Origin of the sequence: Streptomyces sp. CA-294286 (genome assembly GCF_050947155.1) — a bacterium.
GTDB lineage: Bacteria > Actinomycetota > Actinomycetes > Streptomycetales > Streptomycetaceae > Streptomyces.
The window spans coordinates 4850050-4871551 of sequence record NZ_CP192005.1 but is presented as its reverse complement, the minus strand read 5'-3'; the positions used below and the strand labels follow the sequence as shown (position 1 = coordinate 4871551).

The following is a 21502-nucleotide window of genomic DNA, read 5'->3' as shown; positions in this document are numbered from 1 at the left end:
CCGGTGAGGGTCAGAGCATTCAGCTCTGGCCGCCCGCCAGCTTCTCGCGCAGGGCGGCAAGGGCCTCGTCCGACGCCAGGGCGCCGGAGTTGTCGTCCGACTCCGAGGAGTACGAACCGCCCGAGATGCCGGCGCCGGCGTTGCCACCGGTGGCGGCGGCCGGAGCGGCAGCGCCCTCGGCAGCGGCGGCCTCGTCGGCCTCGCGGGACTTGATGACCTGGGCCTGGTGCTGCTCGAAGCGCTGCTGCGCCTCGGCGTACTGGCCCTCCCAAGCCTCACGCTGCGTCTCGAAGCCTTCGAGCCAGTCGTTCGTCTCGGGGTCGAAGCCCTCGGGGTAGATGTAGTTGCCCTGGTCGTCGTACGACGCGGCCATGCCGTAGAGGGTCGGGTCGAACTCGACCGAGGCCGGGTCGGAGCCGAAGGACTCGTTGGCCTGCTTCAGCGACAGCGAGATCCGGCGACGCTCAAGGTCGATGTCGATGACCTTGACGAAGATCTCGTCGTTGACCTGGACGACCTGCTCCGGGATCTCCACGTGGCGCTCGGCCAGCTCGGAGATGTGGACCAGGCCCTCGATGCCCTCGTCGACGCGCACGAACGCACCGAACGGAACCAGCTTGGTGACCTTGCCGGGAACGACCTGGCCGATCTGGTGCGTACGGGCGAACTGCTGCCACGGGTCTTCCTGCGTCGCCTTCAGCGACAGGGAGACACGCTCGCGGTCCATGTCGACGTCGAGAACCTCGACGGTGACTTCCTGGCCGACCTCGACAACCTCGGACGGGTGGTCGATGTGCTTCCAGGACAGCTCGGAGACGTGCACGAGACCGTCGACGCCACCCAGGTCCACGAAGGCACCGAAGTTGACGATCGAGGAAACGACGCCGGAGCGGACCTGACCCTTCTGGAGGGTCGTGAGGAACGTCTGGCGAACCTCGGACTGGGTCTGCTCGAGCCAGGCACGGCGGGACAGGACCACGTTGTTGCGGTTCTTGTCCAGCTCGATGATCTTGGCTTCGAGCTCCTTGCCCACGTAGGGCTGGAGGTCGCGGACGCGGCGCATCTCGACGAGGGAGGCCGGCAGGAAGCCACGGAGGCCGATGTCGAGGATGAGACCACCCTTGACGACCTCGATGACGGTGCCGGTGACGATCCCGTCCTCTTCCTTGATCTTCTCGATCGTGCCCCAGGCGCGCTCGTACTGAGCACGCTTCTTGGACAGGATGAGACGGCCTTCCTTGTCCTCCTTCTGGAGAACAAGAGCCTCGATCTCATCGCCCACGGCGACGACCTCGTTGGGGTCGACGTCGTGCTTGATGGAAAGCTCGCGGGACGGGATGACGCCTTCGGTCTTGTAACCGATGTCGAGCAGGACCTCGTCCCGGTCGACCTTCACGATGACGCCGTCGACGATGTCGCCGTCGTTGAAGTACTTGATCGTCTCGTCGATCGCGGCGAGGAAGGCTTCCTCGTTACCGATGTCGTTGACCGCTACCTGCGGGGTGGTAGAGGTGGTCTCGGTGCTGCTCGTCATGTGGGAAAGGGCTCCGGTACGGACAGAAGTCGTAGGTAATGCCACGCCGTGAGCCTGTCGCTCTGCAGAAGCCGGACAGCCGAAGAAGCACCAAGCCGAATGAACCGCCGGGCGCCTCGAAACCGAGGAGACATACCTACAGATGCGAGCGCGGCCTGCTAGGTCTGAGGCGCGCAGGCTCGCAGCGCAACTTGTAGCATACGGGGGCTGCCGGGCAGGGTCAATGCGCGAAGGCACACACCCGGGGCGGAACGCCTCATTCCCGGCACAACTCCGGTGAGGCAGGGCCGCAATGGCCGCCCGGCTTCCCCTCCGCCGCTCCCCGGCACAGTACCCGGGGAGGGTTCCGGAGAACCCCACTCAGACGATTCAGACGGGCGCGATGATCCAGCGATGAGCAATGAGGACGACGCTTTCGAGGCCCTCGACGTGTTCGGCGGCCGGGACGGTGCCGACGGCACGCCCGGCGGCGAGGACACCGGCCCGGAGGCCACCCGGCGTGCCGCGGGGGACGCCGAGAGCAGCCGGGCCAGCCGGGGCTGGTGGGACCGCAACGCGGACGAGTACCAGCAGGACCACGGGACCTTCCTCGGCGACGACCGCTTCGTGTGGGGCCCGGAGGGTCTCGACGAGGTGGAGGCGGAGCTGCTGGGCCCCGTCGAGGACCTGAAGGGTCTCGACGTGCTGGAGATCGGCGCGGGTGCCGCGCAGTGCTCGCGCTGGCTGGCCGTCCAGGGCGCCCGCCCGGTCGCGGTGGACCTCTCGCACCGCCAGCTGCAGCACGCCCTGCGGATCGGCGGCGGTACGGACGGGGTGCGCCTCGTGCAGGCCGACGCCGGGGTGCTGCCGTTCCGGGACGGCTCCTTCGACCTGGCGTGCTCGGCGTACGGGGCGGTGCCGTTCGTCGCGGACCCGGTGAAGGTGTTCCGCGAGGTGCTCCGGGTACTGCGGCCGGGCGGACGGTGGGTGTTCTCGGTGACGCACCCGATGCGCTGGGCGTTCCCGGACGAGCCGGGCCCCGAGGGTCTGTCGGTCTCCGCCTCGTACTTCGACCGCACCCCCTACGTGGAGCAGGACGAGCAGGGGCGCGCGGTGTACGTGGAGCACCACCGCACGCTCGGCGACCGCGTCCGGGACGTGGTGGCGGGCGGGTTCCGGCTGGTCGACCTCGTGGAGCCGGAGTGGCCCGCGTGGAACAGCTCGGAGTGGGGCGGCTGGTCGCCGCTGCGCGGGAACCTGATCCCGGGGTCGGCGATCTTCGTCTGCGAGCGCGACTAGCGGGGCGGCGGGGCGCCGCGGGCCGCGGCGCCCCGCCGCACCGGCTCGGGACCGAACCGCTGCCCCCGGCACCCGTGACGGTACGGGCTCGGTACCCGCTCCGGTAACGACTGGGGGCACGCGCGTACGAGACTGGGCGGGTGATGCGTAACGACGCCTTGGAGCAGTTGCCCGTACGCGGTGCCGTGCCCGCCCTCGAAGAGGCGCTGGCGGAGCTCGGGACGGCGGTGCTGTGCGCACCGCCCGGCACCGGCAAGACGACGCTGGTGCCGCTGGTACTCGCGGGGCTGGTGGGCCGGAGCCCGGTACGGCGGGTGGTGGTCGCCGAGCCGCGGCGGATCGCCGCGCGGGCGGCGGCCCGGCGGATGGCGTGGCTGCTGGGCGAGTCCGTCGGCGAGCGGGTCGGCTTCACCGTGCGCGGGGAGCGCGCGGTGGGCCCGCGCACGGTGGTCGAGGTGGTCACGACGGGAGTTCTGCTGCAACGCCTCCAGCGCAACCAGGAGCTGCCGGGCGTCGACGTGGTCGTCCTGGACGAGTGCCACGAGCGGCATCTCGACGCCGACACCGTGGCGGCCTTCCTCCTGGACGTACGGGCGGCTCTTCGCCCGGAGCTGCGGCTGGTGGCGGCGTCCGCGACGACGGACGCGGCGGGCTGGGCCGAGCTGCTCGGCGGGGCGCCCGTGGTGGAGGCGCAGGGGGTGTCGTATCCCGTGGAGACCGTGTGGGCGCCGCCCGCGCGTCCGGTACGGCCGCCGCACGGGATGCGGGTGGACCCGGCGCAGCTTGCGCACGTGGCGTCGGTGGTGCGGCGGGCACTCGCCGAGCGGGAGGGGGACGTGCTCTGCTTCCTGCCCGGGGTGGGCGAGATCGCCCGGGTGGCGGGCCAGCTGAAGGGCGTGGACGCCGAGGTGCTCCAGGTGCACGGACGCGCGCCCGCGGCGGTGCAGGACGCGGTGCTGGCGGGGCCGGGCACGTCCGGACGTCGTGTCGTCCTGACCACCTCCGTCGCCGAGTCGAGCCTGACGGTGCCCGGGGTGCGCGTCGTCGTGGACTCCGGGCTGGCGCGCGAACCGCGTACCGACCACGCGCGTGGCCTGAGTGCGCTGACGACGGTACGGGCGTCCCGGGCGGCGGCACGGCAGCGGGCGGGGCGGGCCGGGCGGGAGGCCCCGGGAGCGGCGTACCGCTGCTGGGACGAGGCGGAGGAGGCCCGGCTGCCCGCTTTCCCCAACCCGGAGATCAAGGTGGCCGATCTGACGGCTTTCGCGCTCCAGGCGGCCTGCTGGGGCGATCCGGACGCGTCCGGGCTCGCCCTGCTGGACGCTCCTCCGGCCGGGGCGATGGCGGCGGCCCGTGAGGTCCTGTCCGCCGTCGGCGCGGTGGACCCGGAGGGCCGGGCCACGCAGCGCGGCGTGCGGCTGTCGCGTCTCGGACTGCACCCCCGGCTGGGACGGGCGCTGCTGGACGGCGCCCGGGAGGTCGGGGCACGGCGGGCGGCGGAGGTGGTGGCGCTGCTGAGCGAGGAGCCGCCGTGGGAGTACGGGGACGACCTGGCGGACGCCTGGCGGGCGGCGAGGCGCGGCAACGACGCGTACGGGGCCCGATGGCGGCAGGAGGCGCGGAGGCTGGCTTCGGGGGTGGCGGGGGCCGAGGGGGACGGCTCCGCGAAGGGGCCGGGACGGCGCGCGGGTACGGGCGGGGGCGGCGCGGGTTCCGGAGGGGACGATTCCGTGGCCGGTCTGGTGGCGGCCCTGGCCTTCCCCGAACGGTTGGCGAGGGCGCGGGGTGCGGGTGCGTTCCTGATGGTGTCCGGAACGGGTGCCGAGGTCGGCGAGGGGTCGCGGCTGCGCAGCGCCCCGTGGCTGGCGGTGGCGGTCGCGGACCGGCCGGCGCACACGGCGTCCGCGCGGGTGCGGCTCGCGGCGGTGGTGGACGAGGACACCGCACGCCTGGCGGCCGAGCACGTTCGGGTGGAGGAGGAGGAAGTGCGCTGGGAGAACGGCGACGTCGTCGTCCGGCGGGTGGAACGACTGGGCGCAGTGGAGTTGTCCGTACGGCCGTTGCGGGACGCGCCACGCGCGCGCGTGCACGAGGCGCTGCGGGAGGGACTGCGGCGGGAGGGGCTCGGGCTGTTGCGGTGGACGCGGGACGCGGAAGGGCTTCGGCAGCGCCTGGCCTTCCTGCACAGGGTGCTGGGGGCGCCGTGGCCCGACGTCTCCGACGCCTCCTTGTCCGGACATACGGATGCATGGCTGGAGCCGGAACTGTCGCGTGCGCGGCGCCGGGCGGACCTGGGGCGCATCGACGCCGGGCAGGCGTTGCCGCGCTTGCTGCCGTGGGCCGGCGGTGAGGCGGGCCGACTGGAGGAGTACGCGCCGGAGCGCATCCAGGTGCCGAGCGGGTCGCGTATCCGGGTGGACTACGGCGGCGAACAGCCGGTGCTGGCGGTGAAGTTGCAGGAGATGTTCGGATTGGCCCGGACGCCGCGGGTGGGGGGCACGGCGGAGGTCCCGGTACTCGTGCACCTGCTGTCCCCGGCGGGCAGGCCCGCTGCGGTCACCGCCGATCTGGCGTCCTTCTGGAAGGAGGGGTACCGGGGAGTACGGGCGGAGTTGCGGGGACGGTACCCGAAGCATCCTTGGCCGGAGGACCCGATGGGGGTGGAAGCGACGCGCTTCACGAAGGCGAGGCTGCGGGGGTAGGGGCGGACAACGGGGCGTACGGGCGGCCGGCGGATCGAGGCGGTGCATGTGGGCGGCAGGGCAAGCGGGTGGCAGGGCAGGCGGGTCACGGCACGGGGTCGGGCACAGGGCAGGCGGGTCACCGTGCAGTCGGGTCACGGTTCAGGTGGCGGGCGGTGCAGCTGCGGGGAGGGTCGCGTGGGCGGGTGCGGGCCGATCGTGCGGGAGCCGATCCGCCCCGTGCGCAGGCGCCGACCGGACGCGCGGGTGTCCCCCGTCCTCGACGGAGCAGCCAGCACCCCGGCTCCGCAGCCCTCATGCTCCCGCTGTCCCACGCACCCGGGATGATCCCGCACCGCCGCGCCCCCGGGCCTCCACCCACAGTGCCGCTTCCAGCAGAGCGAGGCCCAGGCCGAGGAAGCCCCACGGAAGGTACGACGTCAGCAGGAGCACCTGTGTGCGCTGGGACTTGACGAGGGCGACCGTGGCATCCACGTAGTCCGCCCTCATCCTGACGTGTCCCGCGAACGCGGTGATCTTGTCGCGGCCACCCAACAGGCTGCCGCCCCGCATCTCCTCCCGGTGGATCTCCTCCCCGTTGACGGGCGCCCCGGTGACCGGGTCGACCCAGAACATCCGTTTCGTCGTGTACCACATGGTCGTGCCGGTCTCCTTCTCCAGCTTGGTGGAGTCGAGGCCCGGTACCGGCATCTTCCTGGGGTAGGTCACCTTGGTCCACGGGATGGTCTGCTCGAAGTAGTAGACCTCCAGACCGCGGAACTCCTGCGTTCCCCGGTAATGGATGGGGGCGGCGCGACGGACCCGGTAGTCGTAGTACTCGTAGTCGCGTTTCTCGGTGAGGAAGGGCCACTTGTACTCGATGCCGCGGCGTTCCACCGGGTCGCCGTCGACCATTTCGCCGGGAACGTGCACCGGGTCCTGGGTGTGGGCGTCGAAGATGTAGCGCTCGGGGATGGCGGAGACCATCTTCCCGTCGGGCCCCGCCACGTAGGTCAGTGCGTCCCAGACGACGACGTCCCGGTCGGTGCCCGCCTCGATCCTCTCGGACTCCTCGACGTTGCCCTTGAGGGTCTGTACGACGGTCAGCTTCTCGACCTGCCGGGGCCGCATCGTGGCGTAGTCGACGAGCGTCGCCGGCTTCGCCTCCAGGACCACCTCCTGGTACTGGTGGGGCGGGACCTTGGCCAGGCGAGGGAAGGCGTACCAGCGCAGGAGCGGGGAGAGTGCGGCGAAGAAGACGGCGAGCGCGAGCAGGATCAGGGCGGACGTGCGGCGCATCCTCGTCCTCCCCCGTCAGTTCTTCGGGCCCGGGACGGTGGTCAGCAGCGGCTTCGGCGAGGTTTCGCCGGTCGGGGCGCCGATCGCCGTGAGGGTGAGGACCAGGGCGAACGCGGCGATGAGTCCCAGGGCTGCGGCGATGAGGGCACGCACGACCCGTCTCCCTCCCGGTGCGGGTTACTGACACTCCGTCAGGAACGTTGGGGAGGGGGCACCGTAGCAACGGCGACGCGAGAGGGGAACAGGTTGCGCGGCGCGGATCGGGACGCGGGGGGTGCGGCGCGGGCCATGGCGCGGGGCGCGGGGCGGTGCGGGACCGGGTGCGCTGCGCGTCGTGGCCCCGGCCGGGGCGAGGGGCCCGAGGCGCGAGACGGACTGGAGTGCTGCACGTCACGGGGCGGGGCGGGCTGGCGCAGAAACCCGTACGGGCCGGGGTGCTGCACGTCACGGTGCCGTGCGGGGCAGGCCAGGGTGCCGTGCGGGGCAGGGCGGGAAGCGGTGCGAGTCGGGGTGCGGCACCGCCAGGACGCGGTGCGGGGCGCGGGGCGGAACGCGGGGCGAGAGCCGGGTCTCGTCCCCCGCCCCCGCTCCGGATCGTGCGCTGCTTACGGCGTCGCCGTGCCCGTCGGCGAGGCGGACCCCGTCGGGGTCTGTGTCGGGGTGGTGGGCGTCGTCGTCGGGGGTTGCGTGGGCGGGGCGGTCGGAGGCGTGGTCGGCTTCGCGGTGACCGTCAGCTCGACGTTCAGCACGACGCCGTCCGCGACGATGCGCAGGACGTACGTACCGGGCGCGTCGTCCGCGTACAGCTCCGGCAGGGTCAGCGTGCCGTCCGTGTCCGTGGTGAGCGCGCCCAGCGTGCGGACCGCCGTGCCGTCCTCCGCCTTGAAGTACGGACCCTTGGTGCCCACGATCACGGCGGACACCTTCGCTCCCGCGAGGGCCTTGCCGTCAGCAGTGACCCTCACCTCGATCGCGGTGGCGAACACGGTCCCGGCCTCGGCCTCGACCTCCGTGTCGGAGGTACGGACCAACGTGTCGGCCTTCGGCGCCGGGGCGGGCTTGGCCGTGACCGATGCCCAGAACTCGGCGGCCGGAGCGCCGGGCGCGGTGGCCCGGATCACGAACGAGCCGGCCTTGTCGCCCGCCGCGAGGACCGGCGCGGTCGCGAGGCCGTCCTTGCCGGTGGTGACGGCGGTGCGCAGCGCGTTGCCCGGGAAGCGGGCCTCGGTGGCGCCGACGACCGTGAAGACGACCTTGATCCCCGCCACCGGTTTGCCCGTGGCGGACAGTGTGCGCACGGCCGGGCGGGCGGCGAACTTTCCGCCCGCGACCGCGGTGGGCTTCTGCCCGCCGGCCACGACCAGCCGGGCCGCCCCGGCCGGGGTGGTGGGCGTGGTCGTGGGAGGCGTGGTGGGCGGAGAGGTCGGAGGGGAGGTCGGCGGGGTCGGGGTGGGCTTGCCGCCCGGTGCGGGCGGCGTGGGGGTTCCCGGGGCCGGCGGCGGAGTGGGGGTGCTGGTGCCGGGCTTCGTGCCCTGGCCCGCACTGCCGGCGCCGACGGGGGTCCCGCGGTGGCTGTCGGGCTCCGGGGTGACGGGCTGGACGCCGGTGCCGTCCGGGACCTCGTGGGTGCCGCGGTTGTAGTAGTCGAACCAGGACAGGACGGTCCGCAGGTACTCCCGCGAGCGGTTGTAGCTGAGTATCGCCTTGTCGCGGTCCTCGGGATTCGTCATGTCCCGGGAGCCCGCGCAGAGGTAGTGCCCGGCGGCGAGCGCCGCGTCGTAGATGTTGTTGGGGTCCTTGCGGCCGTCGCCGTTGCCGTCCTTGCCGTTGCGGGCCCAGGTCGAGGGGATGAACTGCATCGGGCCGACCGCCCGGTCGTACGTGGTGTCGCCGTCGAACTCGCCGTCGTCGGTGTCCCGGATGTTGGCGAAGCCGATGCCGTTGAGGACCGGGCCGCGGATCACGCCGGTGGTGTTGCCCTGCGCGTCGACCTGGCCGCCGCGTGCGTGCCCGGACTCCACCTTGCCGATGGCGGCGAGGAGTTGCCACGGGAGGCGGCACGAGGGGTCGGCCGCCTCGACGGCCGCCTGCGCCTTCTTGTACGCGTCCAGGACGGTGGCCGGAAGACCTGCTTCCGCCTCACCCGCCGGGGTGGTGCCACCGGTGCCGGGCTTGTCCGTGCCCGTCCCGGGCTCGCGGGGGGTGCTCAGCGGCGGGAGGTCGGTGTAGTACGGGGAGTTGCCGGACGCCGCGGACTCGGGCGCGGGCTGCGCGCCGGCCGCCTGCCCGCTGTACGGACTCGCCGGGGCGCCGGGAGCCTGTGACGCCGACAGAGCGGCCACGGCTATCGCCGCGACCGCTGTCGTGGTCGCTCCCTTGCGCAACCGGCGACCGAACTGTGCTGCCATGCGAGTGGTCCCTCCCCATCGACGGCGGTACGCGCTCCCCAGCGCGACGACCCACGTGACACTACGACAACTCACGGCCCCGTATAACCGGCTCCTGAGCGCTTTTCACCACTTCGACACCTTCGCGTCTCCGCGCATACTTGACGCCAATGATCGTCAGCGGTCGAACAGCAGCAGACTTCCACACCTGTCAACCTGGGGGCGTACGTGCCGTTCACACTCAGTCATGCGGCGGCCGTGCTGCCCGGAATCCGCCGTGACGGCACCGGTCGCGGCCCGCTGCTGCCCTCGGCGCTGGTCGCCGGCTCCTTCGCCCCGGACCTGACGTACTACGCCGCTTCCGGTGTCCCGGGCGGCATGGAGTTCGGCAGCCTCACGCACTCGCTGCTGGGCATCCTCACCGTGGACGTGCTGTGCACGGCGGCGCTGGTGTGGCTGTGGGTGCTGGTGCGGTCCCCGCTGGTGGCGCTGCTGCCGCGCCGGCGGCAGGGAAGGGTGTACGGGCTGCTGCGCGGGGCCAGGTGGGGGGCCGTGTCGCTTGCCCTGGTGGGGAAGTTCGTGCTGTCGGCCGTCCTCGGCGCGCTCACGCACGTCACCTGGGACCTCTTCACGCACCCGGGACGGCTCGGCATGGAGCTCTTCCCGGTCCTCGGGGCGGTGTACGCGGGGCTGCCGCTCTACACCTACGCCCAGTACGGATCGTCCGCGCTGGCCGCCCTCGGGCTCGGCTGGTTCCTGCTCACGGCGCTGCGCCGGCAGCCCGCCGGCGGCTCCCTCGACGGTGTGCCGCTGCTGACCGCACGGCAGCGGACGGCCGGGGGCGCCCTGCTGGTGGGGTGCGCGGTGCTCGGAGCGGTGATCCGGTGCGTGCGCTGGGCTGCGCACCAGAGCGTCCCGCTGCGGCCCTTCGACTACGTGCCGACGATCTGCTTCGGCGCCGGCGCGGGACTGCTGGTGGGCCTGCTGCTCCACGCGGCGCTGGTCCGCCGGTGGCGGCGGGCCGCACTCCGGGAGGCGGCACCCCGGGAGGCGCTGCCCGGCGAGGACGTGGCGAGGGCCCGCCCCCGTACCCGGTCGCACTGAGCGCGCACCGGGGCGGGCCCTCGACGGCGGCCGGGCGAGCCCCGGCCGCCGCACCCTCCGCGGGTCCGCGCACGGTCAGTGCGCGGCGGACTCCCAGTCCGCGCCGACGCCCACCGACACGTCCAGCGGAGCCCGCAGCTGGACGGCTCCCGCCATCTCGCGGCGGACGATCTCCTCGACCTGCTTCCGCTCGCCCTTCGCGATCTCCAGCACGATTTCGTCGTGCACCTGGAGCAGCATCCGCGAGGTGAGCCCGGCCTTCTCCAGCGCCGCGTCCACGTTCAGCATCGCGACCTTCACGATGTCGGCGGCGGTGCCCTGGATAGGGGCGTTGAGCGCCATCCGCTCGGCCATCTCGCGGCGCTGACGGTTGTCGCTGTTGAGGTCGGGGAGGTAGCGACGGCGGCCGAGCATCGTCTGGGTGTAGCCCGTGGCGCGGGCCTCCTCCACGGCGCGCTGGAGGTAGTCCTGCACCCCGCCGAACCGCTCGAAGAAGGTGTTCATCAGACCGCGGGCCTCCCCCGCGTCGATGTTCAGCTGCTGCGAGAGGCCGAACGCCGACAGCCCGTACGCCAGGCCGTACGACATCGCCTTGATCTTGCGGCGCATCTCCGGGTCGACCGCCTCCCGGTCCACCCCGAACACCTGGGAGGCGACCGTGGTGTGCAGGTCCTCACCGGACTTGAACGCCTCGATCAGCCCGGCGTCCTCCGACAGGTGCGCCATCACCCGCAGTTCGATCTGGCTGTAGTCCGCCGTCATCAGGCATTCGTAGCCCTCGCCGACGACGAAGCCGCGCCGGATCGCCCGGCCCTCGTCGGTGCGCACGGGGATGTTCTGGAGGTTGGGCTCCGTGGACGACAGCCGTCCCGTCGCCGCCACCGTCTGGTTGAAGGTGGTGTGGATGCGGCCGTCGGCGGCGATCGTCTTGATCAGGCCCTCGACGGTCACCCGCAGCTTCGCCTGTTCCCGGTGGCGCAGCATGATCACCGGCAGCTCGTGCTCGGTCTGCGCCGCCAGCCACGCCAGGGCGTCCGCGTCCGTCGTGTAGCCGGTCTTCGTCTTCTTCGTCCTGGGCAGCGCCAGCTCGCCGAAGAGGATCTCCTGGAGCTGCTTGGGCGAGCCCAGGTTGAACTCGCGCCCCGCCGCGTCGTGCGCCTCGCCCACCGCCTGCTGCACCGAAGCCGCGAACTGTCGCTCCATCGCCTCCAGATGAGCCCGGTCGGCGGCGATGCCGTGCCGCTCCAGACGGGCCAGCAGGATCGAGGTCGGCAGCTCCACGTCGTGCAGCAGCTCCGCCGCGCCCACCTCCTTGAGCTTCCCCGTGAACGCCTCGCCCAGGTCGAGGATCGTGCGCGCCTGCCCCATCAGGGCGTCCGCCTCGGCCCGGTCGTCCTCCTCGGAGCCGAACGCCAACTGGCCCTCCGCGGCGGCGGCCGGCGCCAGCTCACGGCCCAGGTACTCCACCGACAGGGCGTCCAGCGCGAAGGAGCGTCGTCCCGGCTTGACCAGGTACGCCGCGAGCGCGGTGTCCATGGTGACCCCGGCGAGCCGCCAGCCGTGCTCGGGCAGGACCCGCATCACGCCCTTGGCGTTGTGCAGGACCTTCGGGCTGTCCGCGCCGGCGAACCAGGCGGCGACGGCCTTCTCGTCGGCCTCGTCGAGCTGGGCCGGGTCGAACCAGGCGGCTGCCCCGTCCGCGGCGGCCAACGCGATCTCGGTGACGCCACCGGCGCCCAGCGACCACGTGTCGACGGTGGCGACGCCGAGCGGCTGCGCGCCGTGCTCCGCCAGCCACGGGGCGACCTCGCCGGTCCCCAGCACCGTGCCGTCGAGCTGGAGACCGGCGGCCGGAGCGGCGGCCTCCTCCTCGGCGGCTCCCGGGTCCACGGCGTACAGGCGCTCGCGCAGCGACGGGTTGCGGATCTCCAGAACGTCCAGGACGCCGGCCACCGCATCGCGGTCGTACGGTGCGCGCAACAGCTCGGCCGGCCCCTTGGGCAGCTCCACGTCCCGCACCATCTCGGTGAGCTTGCGGTTCATCTTCACCGCGTCGAGGTGGTCGCGGAAGTTCTGCCCGGCGACACCCTTGACCTCCTCGGCGCGCGCCACCAGCTCCGCGAACGAACCGAACTCGTTGATCCACTTCGCGGCGGTCTTCTCGCCGACCTTCGGGATGCCCGGGAGGTTGTCGGACGGGTCGCCGCGCAGCGCCGCGAAGTCCGGGTACTGCTGCGGCGTCAACCCGTACTTCTCCTCGACCTTCGCCGGAGTGAACCGGGTCAGCTCGGAGACGCCCTTGGTCGGGTAGAGCACGGTGACGTGCTCGCTGATCAGCTGGAACGAGTCACGGTCGCCGGTCACGATCAGCACGTCGAAACCGGCCGCCTCGGCCTGCGTGGCGAGCGTCGCGATGACGTCGTCCGCCTCGAACCCGTCGATCGCGAACCGGTCCACGTGCATCGCGTCCAGGAGCTCGCCGATCAGCTCGACCTGCCCCTTGAACTCGTCGGGGGTCTTCGAGCGGTTCGCCTTGTACTCGGGGAACTCCTCGGACCGCCACGTCTTGCGGGAAACGTCGAACGCCACCGCGAAATGCGTCGGCGCCTCGTCGCGCAAGGTGTTCGCGAGCATCGAAGCGAACCCGTAGACGGCGTTCGTCGGCTGGCCGCTCGCGGTCGTGAAGTTCTCCGCGGGCAGCGCGAAGAACGCCCGGTACGCCAGGGAGTGCCCGTCCATGAGGAGCAGGCGGGGTCGGCTCCCCTGCTCGGCTGCGGGGAGGTCTGCGGTCTTCTTCGCTGCTGTCTTTGCCACGCCCCCGATCCTAGGCGGCGCCACTGACAATCCCGCCCGCGCATCGGTCGAGCCCCGCCCCTCGGGGGCCGGCTGTCGGTGCCCCGTGACAGGATCGAAGACGTACCGCACGCAGTCGCACCACCCACCGCTCGAAGGGGAGCGCCATGGCAGCGAAGCCGCCCGCAGGGGACCCGGTCCAGGACGCGCCGCAGGTCGCGTCCCCCCAGCACGCCGCCGCCGGGCTGCCCGCCGTCGCGCACAGCCTGCGCTTCGCCCAGCAGCAGATGGGCACCGTCCGCGCCGCCCGCACCCTCCTCAAGGTCAACCAGAAGGACGGCTTCGACTGCCCCGGCTGCGCCTGGCCCGAGGAGGACAAACGGCACACGGCGGAGTTCTGCGAGAACGGCGTGAAGGCCGTCGCCGAGGAAGCCACCGTCCGCCGCGTCACCCCCGCGTTCTTCGCCGCCCACCCGGTCTCCGACCTCGCCGGCCGCAGCGGGTACTGGCTGGGGCAGCAGGGCCGTCTCACCGAACCCATGCACCTGGCGGAGGGCTCGGACACCTACGAGCCGGTGAGCTGGGAGTACGCGTTCGACCTCATCGGACGCGAGCTGGCGGCGCTCGACTCCCCGGACGAGGCCGTCTTCTACACCTCGGGCCGCACCAGCAACGAAGCAGCCTTCCTCCTCCAGCTCTTCGCCCGCGAGTTCGGCACGAACAACCTCCCCGACTGCTCCAACATGTGCCACGAGTCCTCGGGGTCCGCCCTCACCGAGACCCTCGGCATCGGCAAGGGCAGCGTCTCCCTCGAAGACCTCCACCAGGCCGAACTGATCATCGTCGCCGGGCAGAACCCCGGCACGAACCACCCGCGCATGCTGACCGCCCTGGAGAAGGCCAAGCACACCGGCGCGAAGATCATCTCGGTGAACCCGCTGCCCGAAGCGGGACTGGAGCACTTCAAGAACCCGCAGACCCCGCAGGGCATGCTCAGGGGAACCGCCCTCACCGACCTCTTCCTCCAGATCCGCCTCGGCGGCGACCAGGCACTCTTCCGCCTCCTCAACAAGCTCCTCCTGGAGACGGAGGGCGCCGTCGACGAACCCTTCGTACGCGCGCACACCCAGGGCTTCGAGGAGTTCGCGACAGCCGCGAAAGCCGCCGACTGGGACGAGACACTGACCGCGACCGGGCTGGAGCGCGCCGACATCGAACGCGCCCTGCGCATGGTGCTCTCCGCCGAGCGGATCGTCGTCTGCTGGGCGATGGGGCTGACCCAGCACAAGCACTCCGTACCGACCATCCGCGAAGTCGTCAACTTCCTCCTGCTGCGGGGCAACATCGGCCGCACGGGTGCGGGCGTGTGCCCGGTGCGCGGGCACTCCAACGTCCAGGGCGACCGCACCATGGGCATCTTCGAACGCCCCGCACCGGCCTTCCTGGACGCCCTCGACAAGGAATTCGGCATCACCTCGCCCAGGCATCACGGATACGACGTGGTGCGCGCCATCCGGGCACTGCGCGACGGCGACGCCAAGGTGTTCTTCGCCATGGGCGGCAACTTCGTCGCCGCCTCCCCCGACACCCACGTCACCGAGGCCGCCATGCGCAAGGCCCGCCTCACCGTCCACGTCTCGACCAAACTCAACCGCTCGCACGTGGTCACCGGCACCCGCGCCCTGATCCTGCCCACCCTGGGCCGCACCGACAAGGACGTGCAGCGGAGCGGCAAGCAGTTCGTCACGGTCGAGGACTCCATGAGCATGGTCCACGCCTCCCGCGGAAACCTGCCGCCCGCGAGCACGCATCTGCTGTCCGAACCCGCCATCGTCGCCCGCATGGCCCGCGCCACCCTCGGCCCGGCCTCCCGCACCCCCTGGGAGGACTTCGAGCAGGACTACGCGACCATCCGCGACCGGATCTCCCGCGTCGTCCCCGGCTTCGAGGACTACAACGCCCGAGCCGCCCGGCCCGGCGGATTCACCCTCCCCCACGGACCGCGCGACGAGCGCCGCTTCCCCACCGCCACCGGGAAGGCCCACTTCACCGCCGCCCCCGTCGAACACCCGCGGCTGCCCGCCGGGCGGCTGCTGCTCCAGACCCTGCGCTCCCACGACCAGTACAACACCACCGTCTACGGCCTCGACGACCGCTACCGCGGTATCAGGAACGGCCGCCGCGTCGTCCTCGTCAACCCGCAGGACGCCGCCGAACTCGGCCTCCCGGACGGCTCGTACACCGACCTGGTCAGCGAGTGGAAGGACGGCGTCGAGCGGCGCGCCCCCGGCTTCCGCGTCGTCCACTACCCGACCGCCCGCGGCTGCGCCGCCGCCTACTACCCGGAGACCAACGTCCTGGTCCCCCTCGACGCGACCGCCGACACCAGCAACACCCCCGCCAGCAAGTCCGTCGTCGTCCGTCTGGAACAATCACCGACCGTCTGAGCGTTCGCTCGGAGAACCGACGGCCGTGTCCATCGAACGGAGCCTGTCCCATGGGTGAGCAGTCCACCGCGAAGTTCCCGCAGGCGGTACTCGACGAGTACGCCGCCCTCGGCGTCGACCTGCCCGCGCTCTTCTCCGCCGGCCACCTCGGCACCCGCATGGGCGTCGAGATCGTCGAGGCGTCCGCCGACCGCGTCGTGGGCACCATGCCCGTCGAGGGCAACACCCAGCCGTACGGACTCCTGCACGGCGGCGCCTCCGCCGTACTCGCCGAAACCCTCGGCTCGGTGGGCGCCATGCTGCACGGCGGCAGCACGAAGATCGCCGTCGGCGTCGACCTCAACTGCACCCACCACCGGGGCGCCCGCAGCGGACTGGTGACCGGCGTCGCCACCCCCGTCCACCGCGGACGCTCCACCGCCACCTACGAGGTCGTCATCACCGACGAGCACGACAAGCGGGTCTGCACAGCCCGCCTGACCTGCATGCTCCGCGAGACCGACCCGGCCGCCGCCACCGCCGCCGTCACGGGCTGACCGGCAGCGTCACACTGCTCACCCCGGCCCGGACCGACATCGTCGTCCCGGCCGGGTAACGCAAGGTGTAGTCGTAGTCCGTCGAAATCAGCACCACGCCCAGACGGTGCCCCTTCTTGAAGACGTACTCCTGCGGCTCCATGTCCCACCTCAGCCCGTACTCACGGCCCTCCACCACCTTGTCCTGGCGGGAGAGGGAATGGCGGTTGCGGACGTCCAGCCACCCCCGCGACACGATCTTGTAGTCGGCGCTCTCCGTACGGTGTCTGCTGCGGTACGCGCACCCGGTGTCGCCCGGAACACCCTGCCCGTAGCAGACGGCGGGCTGCGCGGTGTCGGCCACCGTGCCCGCCGTCGCCCGCTCGTCCCTCCCGTAGTCCACCAGCAGCGCCGTCACGTACGGCGAGGTCCCCCGCAACGACGCCCGCACCGACACCCGCGGCACCCCGTTGATCCGCAGGTCCCGGCGCAGCACCCCCGTCGTGTAGGCGAGACGGTTCGCGTTCGCGGCGTCCGGCGACGCCACCAGGTCCTCGGCCCGCACCGTGCGGCCCGCGTCCGTCAGGGACTGCCCGACCGGCAGCCCCGGCAACGCCGACAGCCCGTCCCGGTTCAGCCGCAGCGTCTGCTCACGCGTTCCCCGGGCCGGCCACTCCGCCTGCCGTTTCCAGCTGAAGTCGGCCTGCTCCACGTCCACCTTCGGCTCGTCCAGAACGCCGTTCCTCAGCCCGTACAGCCAGTGGTCGAACCACTGGTGGGTCTGGCGCAGCCACTCCTCCATGCGCAGCGGCATCGGGTTGCTGTGCCCCGCCTGGTGCAGCCACATCTTGCGCGGCACCCTGTGCTTCTTCAGCGCCTCCCACAGCTGGACCGACTGCTTGGGCTTGACGTTCCAGTCGTTGAAGCCGTGCACGACGAAGACACCGGCCCTGATCCGCCGCACGTCCGGCAGATAGTCCCGCTCCCGCCAGAACAGGCCGTAGTCCCCGGTCACCCTGTCCTGCCGGGCGGTCAGCGCGTCGTGCACCGGCGCACACACCTCGGGGCGGGTACGGCTGTTGACGCCCTTGGCGAGGATGTCGGTGTCCTCGCCCTGGTAGCCGCCCGGCGCGACGACCCCGCCGCCGGCCCGGTAGTAGTCGTACCAGGAGGAGATCCCCGAGATCGGCACGATCGCCTTCAGCCCCTTGACGCCGGTCGAGGCCACGGCGGTCGGCAGGGTCCCGTTGTACGAGATGCCCATCATCGCCGAGTCACCCGTCGACCAGGTGGCGCCGACGGGCTCCCCTTCCGGGTCCCAGCCCTTCGCACGCCCGGCCAGCCAGTCCACGGCGGCCTTCGCGCCGAGCGTCTCGTTGCGCCCGCCGGAGGTGGAGCAGCCGGTCGCGGCCCCCGAACCCAGACTGTCGACCTGGGCGACCGCGTAGCCGCGGGGCAGGTAGTAGTTGTCGTAGTACCCGCTGTACGTCACCGGGCCGGCCGCCGCCAGGGACGGCTGCCGGGCGTCCTCGCGCAGCCGCGTGCCCGCGGGCAGCCCGTCGCCGTCCAGGTCGACGTCGTGGAAGGGGACGTCGGGGCCACCGCCCCAGTACGGACTGACCTCGATGATCGTGGCGACCTTCAGCCCGGCGTCCGTCTCCTTGGGCCGCAGGATGCGCATCCGGATCGTGTCGCGCTTCCCGTCGTGGTCACTGTCCACCTCGGTCTCGATGTCGACCTGCTGGTGTACTGCGTCGGCGCGGGAGAACACCGGCTGCGTCGCGTTGCCGACGATCTTCAGCGCCGGCTTCGGCTCCTCCGCCGCCCGAGCGGCGGCAGGGGTGGGCAGCGCGGCAAGGAGCGAAGCGGCCAGCGCCGCCATGCCCCACTTGCGTACGGTACGCACCGTACGCACCGTTCGCGCAGACGTTCCGTTCGATCCCGCCATCGTGCCGGCCTCCAGAGGGGCGCAGGAATGTGACGACCACGCGCTGAGCGCGCACACATTCCACCGCTTGCACCCCGCACGCACCAGAGGGCGGAGCCCCTTCCCCGCGCCCCACCCGTTTCCGCGAGACGTGCCGGGGCGACCCCGGCACGCCCACACCGGTGCAGCCGGCACGTTGCCGCACCCCGCGCGGCGGCCACGGGCCCAGGCCGCCACCGGACAGCGGCAGCGCAACGGCCTCAGCACCCTTGCGTACGACAACTCCCCTTCTATGTTGGGCAGATGACTCGACGCACTCGCCCCGGCGCCGCCGCGGCGACCGCCCTCGCCGTCATGGCGCTGACTGGCGGCTGCGGCGGCCCGGACCGGGAACAGCCGCCGCCCGCCGCCGCACGGACGCCCTCCTTCCCCGCACTGACCACCACCCCGCCCGCGGAGATTTGCGCGAACCTGACCTCCTACTGGGTTCGCGAGCGGCTCGCGGGGCGCGGCACGGGCGACTACATGAAGGAGGGCCTCTCCAACGCGCAGAACACCATCGTCCTCACCGTCATGGCGGCGGCACGCGAGGAGCGCGAGCGGGCAGGCGAGGCGGCAGCCGAGGAACTCATCACCGCACGCACAAAAAGCGCCTGCGCCGAGCGGTACCGCGTCGGCACGCCGAGCGGCACCCCCTGGCACTGACCCGGTGCGGCCGGGGACCCCGGGCCCCACGCGCAGACCCGAGGCACAAGCCCGGAGGAACGGGCCCGTATGCACGGGCGCCGACACCCGGCACCGGCGCCGGATCCGCCGGACAGTGACCGTTTACCGGGAATTGCCGTCCGGATGCCGCAGAAAAGTTACACAGAGTCACAGTCGGAAAAAACGGAACCCCTTCTTCCAGCGCACCGGGAAGCCTGCGGGCGACCCCACCTGCACAACTTGTCCGCATAGCGGACTGACAGCACCATGAGCCCTTCAAGCCCCTTAACTCAGCTGGGACTTCTCGGTATTCGAGACTCCGGGACCCCGAAGAAGGGCCCGAAAAACCCCGCACGCACCCCCCACCCATGGCCACGGCATAACAAGAGCGTCACATCCTGCCCACGCCGCTCCCAGCCACCCCCACCTGCGCTTAGAGTCACGGCCAGTCACCGCGCCGCCGGGCGCGTCGCCACAGCACCGCATTCAGCACCACCCGAGTACGGCCCGGCGATCGACACGGCTCCTCACGCGGAGGAAGCCGCGCCAGGGAAAGGACCCCTTCGTGCGACACCGTTCTTTGCTCATACTCACCACAGTGCTCACCACCGGAGCACTGACGCTCACCGCTTGCGGTTCCCGCGACGACAAGGGCGGCGGCGGCGACAAGGGCGACAGCAAGACCAAGGTCGTCATCGGTGTCGACTCCCCCACCAGCGGTGACCTCTCCGCACTGGGCCTCGGCATCCGCAACTCCGCCGACCTCGCCGCCGATACCGCCAACAAGAACAACACCGTTCCCGGCGTCGAATTCGTCACCCAGCCCCTCGACGACCAGGCGCAGCCCAACGTCGGCCAGCAGAACGCCGCCAAGTTCATCAGCGACAAAAAGGTCATCGGCGTCGTCGGCCCGCTGAACTCCAGCATCGCCCAGGTGATGCAGAAGCCCTTCACCGACGCCAAACTCACTCAGGTCTCCCCGGCCAACACCGGAACCGAACTGACCCAGGGCCCCAACTGGAAGACTGGCGACAAGAAGCGCCCCTTCGCCGCCTACTTCCGCACCGCCACCACCGACCAGGTGCAAGGCGCCTTCGCCGCGAAGTACCTCTACACCACCAAGAAGATCGACAAGGTCTACTTGATGGACGACCAGAAGACCTACGGCGCCGGTCTCGCCGCCTCCTTCAAGGAGCAGTTCACCAAGCTCGGTGGCAAGATCGTCGGCGAGGACCACGTCGTCCCCGAAGAGCGCGACTTCAACGCCATCGTCACCAAGGTCAAGAACTCCGGCGCCAAGGCCCTCTACTACGGCGGCGAGTACCCCGCCGCCGGCCCCCTGAGCCAGCAGCTCAAGGACGCCATCAAAATCCCCCTCATGGGCGGCGACGGCATCTACAGCGCCGACTTCCTCAAGCTCAACAAGAAGGCCGAGGGCGACCTCGCCACCTCCGTCGGCAAGCCCGTCGAGCAGCTCGACTCCGCCAAGAAGTTCATCGACGACTACAAGGCGGCCGGCTACAAGGAGGACTACGAGGCCTACGGAGGCGGCACCTACGACGCCACCTGGGCGATCATCGAAGCCGTGAAGATCGCCGTCGCCGACAACGGCGGCAAGGTCCCCGCCGACCTGCGCCCCAAGGTCCTCGACGCCATGGCCAAGGTCAAGTTCGACGGCGTCACCGGCCCCGTCTCGTTCGACGAGTACGGCGACACCACGAACACCATGATGACCGCCTACCAGGTCGAGAACGGCAAATGGGCAGCGAAGTTCAGCGAGGCGTACAAGCCGTAACCCCGGCACACGCCTGACCCCACACACCATCCCCAAACCGCGCGGGCGCGCCAACAGCGCTCCCGCGCGGTGCCATATTCCGAACCACTGACGGAGGCCCTGCGGTGCACGAACTGCCGCAACAGCTGGCCAATGGACTCATCCTCGGCGCGATGTACGGTCTCATCGCGATCGGCTACACGATGGTCTACGGCATTGTCCAGCTCATCAACTTCGCCCACGGCGAGATATTCATGGTCGGCGGCTTCGGCGCCCTGACCGTCTACCTGATCCTGCCCGCCGGATTCTCCCTCGGCGCCGCGATCCCCCTCATGATCCTCGGCGGAATGGTCGTCTCCGTCGCCGTGGCCACCGCCGCGGAACGCTTCGCCTACCGCCCCTTGCGAGGCGCACCACGGCTCGCCCCCCTGATCACCGCCATCGGGCTCTCCATCGTCCTCCAGCAACTCGTCTGGCAGTGGTACCCCGACGCCAAGAAGGACCACCCCTTCCCCCAGTTCGAGGGCGAAGCACTCAGCCTTCTCGGCGCCGACCTCCAGCCCGGCGGCGTCTTCCTCCTCGTCGCCGCACCCCTCTCCATGATCGCCCTCGGCTTCTTCGTCAACAAAACCCGCACCGGCCGCGGCATGCAGGCCACCGCGCAGGACCCCGACACAGCCAAGCTCATGGGCATCAACACCGACCGCATCATCGTCACCGCCTTCGCGATCGGCGCGGCCTTCGCCGCCGTCGCCGCCGTCGGATACGGCCTCCACAACGGCCAAGTCAGCTTCCGCATGGGCTTCCTGCTCGGCCTCAAAGCCTTCACCGCAGCCGTCCTCGGCGGCATCGGCAACATCTACGGAGCCATGCTCGGCGGCCTCGTCCTCGGCGTCGCCGAAGCCCTCGCCACCGGATACATCGCCGAAATCCCCGGCATGGAACTCTTCGGCGGAGGTAGCTGGAAGGACGTCTGGGCCTTCAGCCTCCTCATCATCGTCCTCCTCGTCAGGCCCCAGGGCCTGCTCGGCGAGCGCGTCGCGGATCGGGCGTGACCA

General features: G+C 71.4%; 14 protein-coding genes. 8 read left to right on the top strand and 6 right to left on the bottom strand.

Features of this window, described 5'->3' with window-relative positions; genetic code table 11:
• Nucleotides 1-19: 19 nt before the first annotated feature.
• A complete protein-coding gene (gene rpsA, locus ACQPZG_RS26200) occupies nucleotides 20-1534 on the bottom strand; it encodes a 30S ribosomal protein S1 (RefSeq protein ID WP_433548171.1) in 1515 nt (504 codons plus the stop codon).
• A gap of 393 nt (nucleotides 1535-1927) precedes the next feature.
• On the opposite strand from rpsA, the gene ACQPZG_RS26195 reads away from it, so the two are divergent.
• Nucleotides 1928-2812 (top strand): class I SAM-dependent methyltransferase, encoded by an 885-nt coding sequence (locus ACQPZG_RS26195; protein ID WP_433548170.1) that lies wholly within the window; start codon nucleotides 1928-1930, stop codon nucleotides 2810-2812.
• Nucleotides 2813-2952: 140 nt separating this feature from the next.
• Nucleotides 2953-5514, top strand: a complete 2562-nt coding sequence (hrpB, locus tag ACQPZG_RS26190) for an ATP-dependent helicase HrpB (RefSeq protein WP_433548169.1) — start codon at nucleotides 2953-2955, stop codon at nucleotides 5512-5514.
• Nucleotides 5515-5808: 294 nt separating this feature from the next.
• Here hrpB and ACQPZG_RS26185 read toward each other — a convergent pair whose 3' ends face one another.
• The 3 genes from ACQPZG_RS26185 to ACQPZG_RS26175 all read right to left on the bottom strand — a co-directional run bounded on the left by ACQPZG_RS26185 (nucleotide 5809) and on the right by ACQPZG_RS26175 (nucleotide 9200).
• Complete coding sequence (locus ACQPZG_RS26185; protein ID WP_433548168.1) at nucleotides 5809-6792, bottom strand: DUF3068 domain-containing protein; 984 nt, start codon at nucleotides 6790-6792, stop codon at nucleotides 5809-5811.
• A gap of 15 nt (nucleotides 6793-6807) precedes the next feature.
• On the bottom strand, nucleotides 6808-6945 hold the full coding sequence (locus ACQPZG_RS26180) for an SPW_0924 family protein (RefSeq protein ID WP_433548167.1): 138 nt from the start codon (nucleotides 6943-6945) through the stop codon (nucleotides 6808-6810).
• A gap of 452 nt (nucleotides 6946-7397) precedes the next feature.
• Complete coding sequence (locus ACQPZG_RS26175) at nucleotides 7398-9200, bottom strand: lytic murein transglycosylase (RefSeq protein ID WP_433548166.1); 1803 nt, start codon at nucleotides 9198-9200, stop codon at nucleotides 7398-7400.
• Between the two features lie 207 nt (nucleotides 9201-9407).
• On the opposite strand from ACQPZG_RS26175, the gene ACQPZG_RS26170 reads away from it, so the two are divergent.
• Nucleotides 9408-10283 (top strand): DUF4184 family protein, encoded by an 876-nt coding sequence (locus ACQPZG_RS26170; protein WP_433548165.1) that lies wholly within the window; start codon nucleotides 9408-9410, stop codon nucleotides 10281-10283.
• A 75-nt stretch (nucleotides 10284-10358) separates the two neighbouring features.
• Here the strand turns inward: ACQPZG_RS26170 and polA are convergent, their stop codons facing one another.
• On the bottom strand, nucleotides 10359-13097 hold the full coding sequence (polA, locus tag ACQPZG_RS26165) for a DNA polymerase I (RefSeq protein WP_433548164.1): 2739 nt from the start codon (nucleotides 13095-13097) through the stop codon (nucleotides 10359-10361).
• Between the two features lie 146 nt (nucleotides 13098-13243).
• Between polA and ACQPZG_RS26160 the strand changes: the two genes are divergently transcribed.
• Nucleotides 13244-15523: an FdhF/YdeP family oxidoreductase gene (locus ACQPZG_RS26160; protein ID WP_433548163.1), complete on the top strand. Its 2280-nt coding sequence runs from the start codon at nucleotides 13244-13246 to the stop codon at nucleotides 15521-15523.
• Between the two features lie 50 nt (nucleotides 15524-15573).
• Complete coding sequence (locus ACQPZG_RS26155; protein ID WP_433548162.1) at nucleotides 15574-16059, top strand: PaaI family thioesterase; 486 nt, start codon at nucleotides 15574-15576, stop codon at nucleotides 16057-16059.
• Here ACQPZG_RS26155 and ACQPZG_RS26150 read toward each other — a convergent pair.
• A complete protein-coding gene (locus ACQPZG_RS26150; protein ID WP_433549552.1) occupies nucleotides 16049-17920 on the bottom strand; it encodes a Xaa-Pro dipeptidyl-peptidase in 1872 nt (623 codons plus the stop codon). The two genes, ACQPZG_RS26155 and ACQPZG_RS26150, sit on opposite strands and share 11 nt — an antisense overlap.
• 348 nt (nucleotides 17921-18268) lie before the next feature.
• On the opposite strand from ACQPZG_RS26150, the gene ACQPZG_RS26145 reads away from it, so the two are divergent.
• The 3 genes from ACQPZG_RS26145 to ACQPZG_RS26135 all read left to right on the top strand — a co-directional run bounded on the left by ACQPZG_RS26145 (nucleotide 18269) and on the right by ACQPZG_RS26135 (nucleotide 21499).
• Nucleotides 18269-18670, top strand: coding sequence for a hypothetical protein (locus ACQPZG_RS26145; RefSeq protein WP_433548161.1), 402 nt, complete (start codon nucleotides 18269-18271; stop codon nucleotides 18668-18670).
• Between the two features lie 580 nt (nucleotides 18671-19250).
• Entirely contained in the window at nucleotides 19251-20465 is a 1215-nt protein-coding gene (locus ACQPZG_RS26140; RefSeq protein ID WP_433549551.1) for a branched-chain amino acid ABC transporter substrate-binding protein, read from the top strand.
• A gap of 104 nt (nucleotides 20466-20569) precedes the next feature.
• Nucleotides 20570-21499 (top strand): branched-chain amino acid ABC transporter permease, encoded by a 930-nt coding sequence (locus ACQPZG_RS26135; protein WP_433548160.1) that lies wholly within the window; start codon nucleotides 20570-20572, stop codon nucleotides 21497-21499.
• Nucleotides 21500-21502 lie beyond the last annotated feature (3 nt).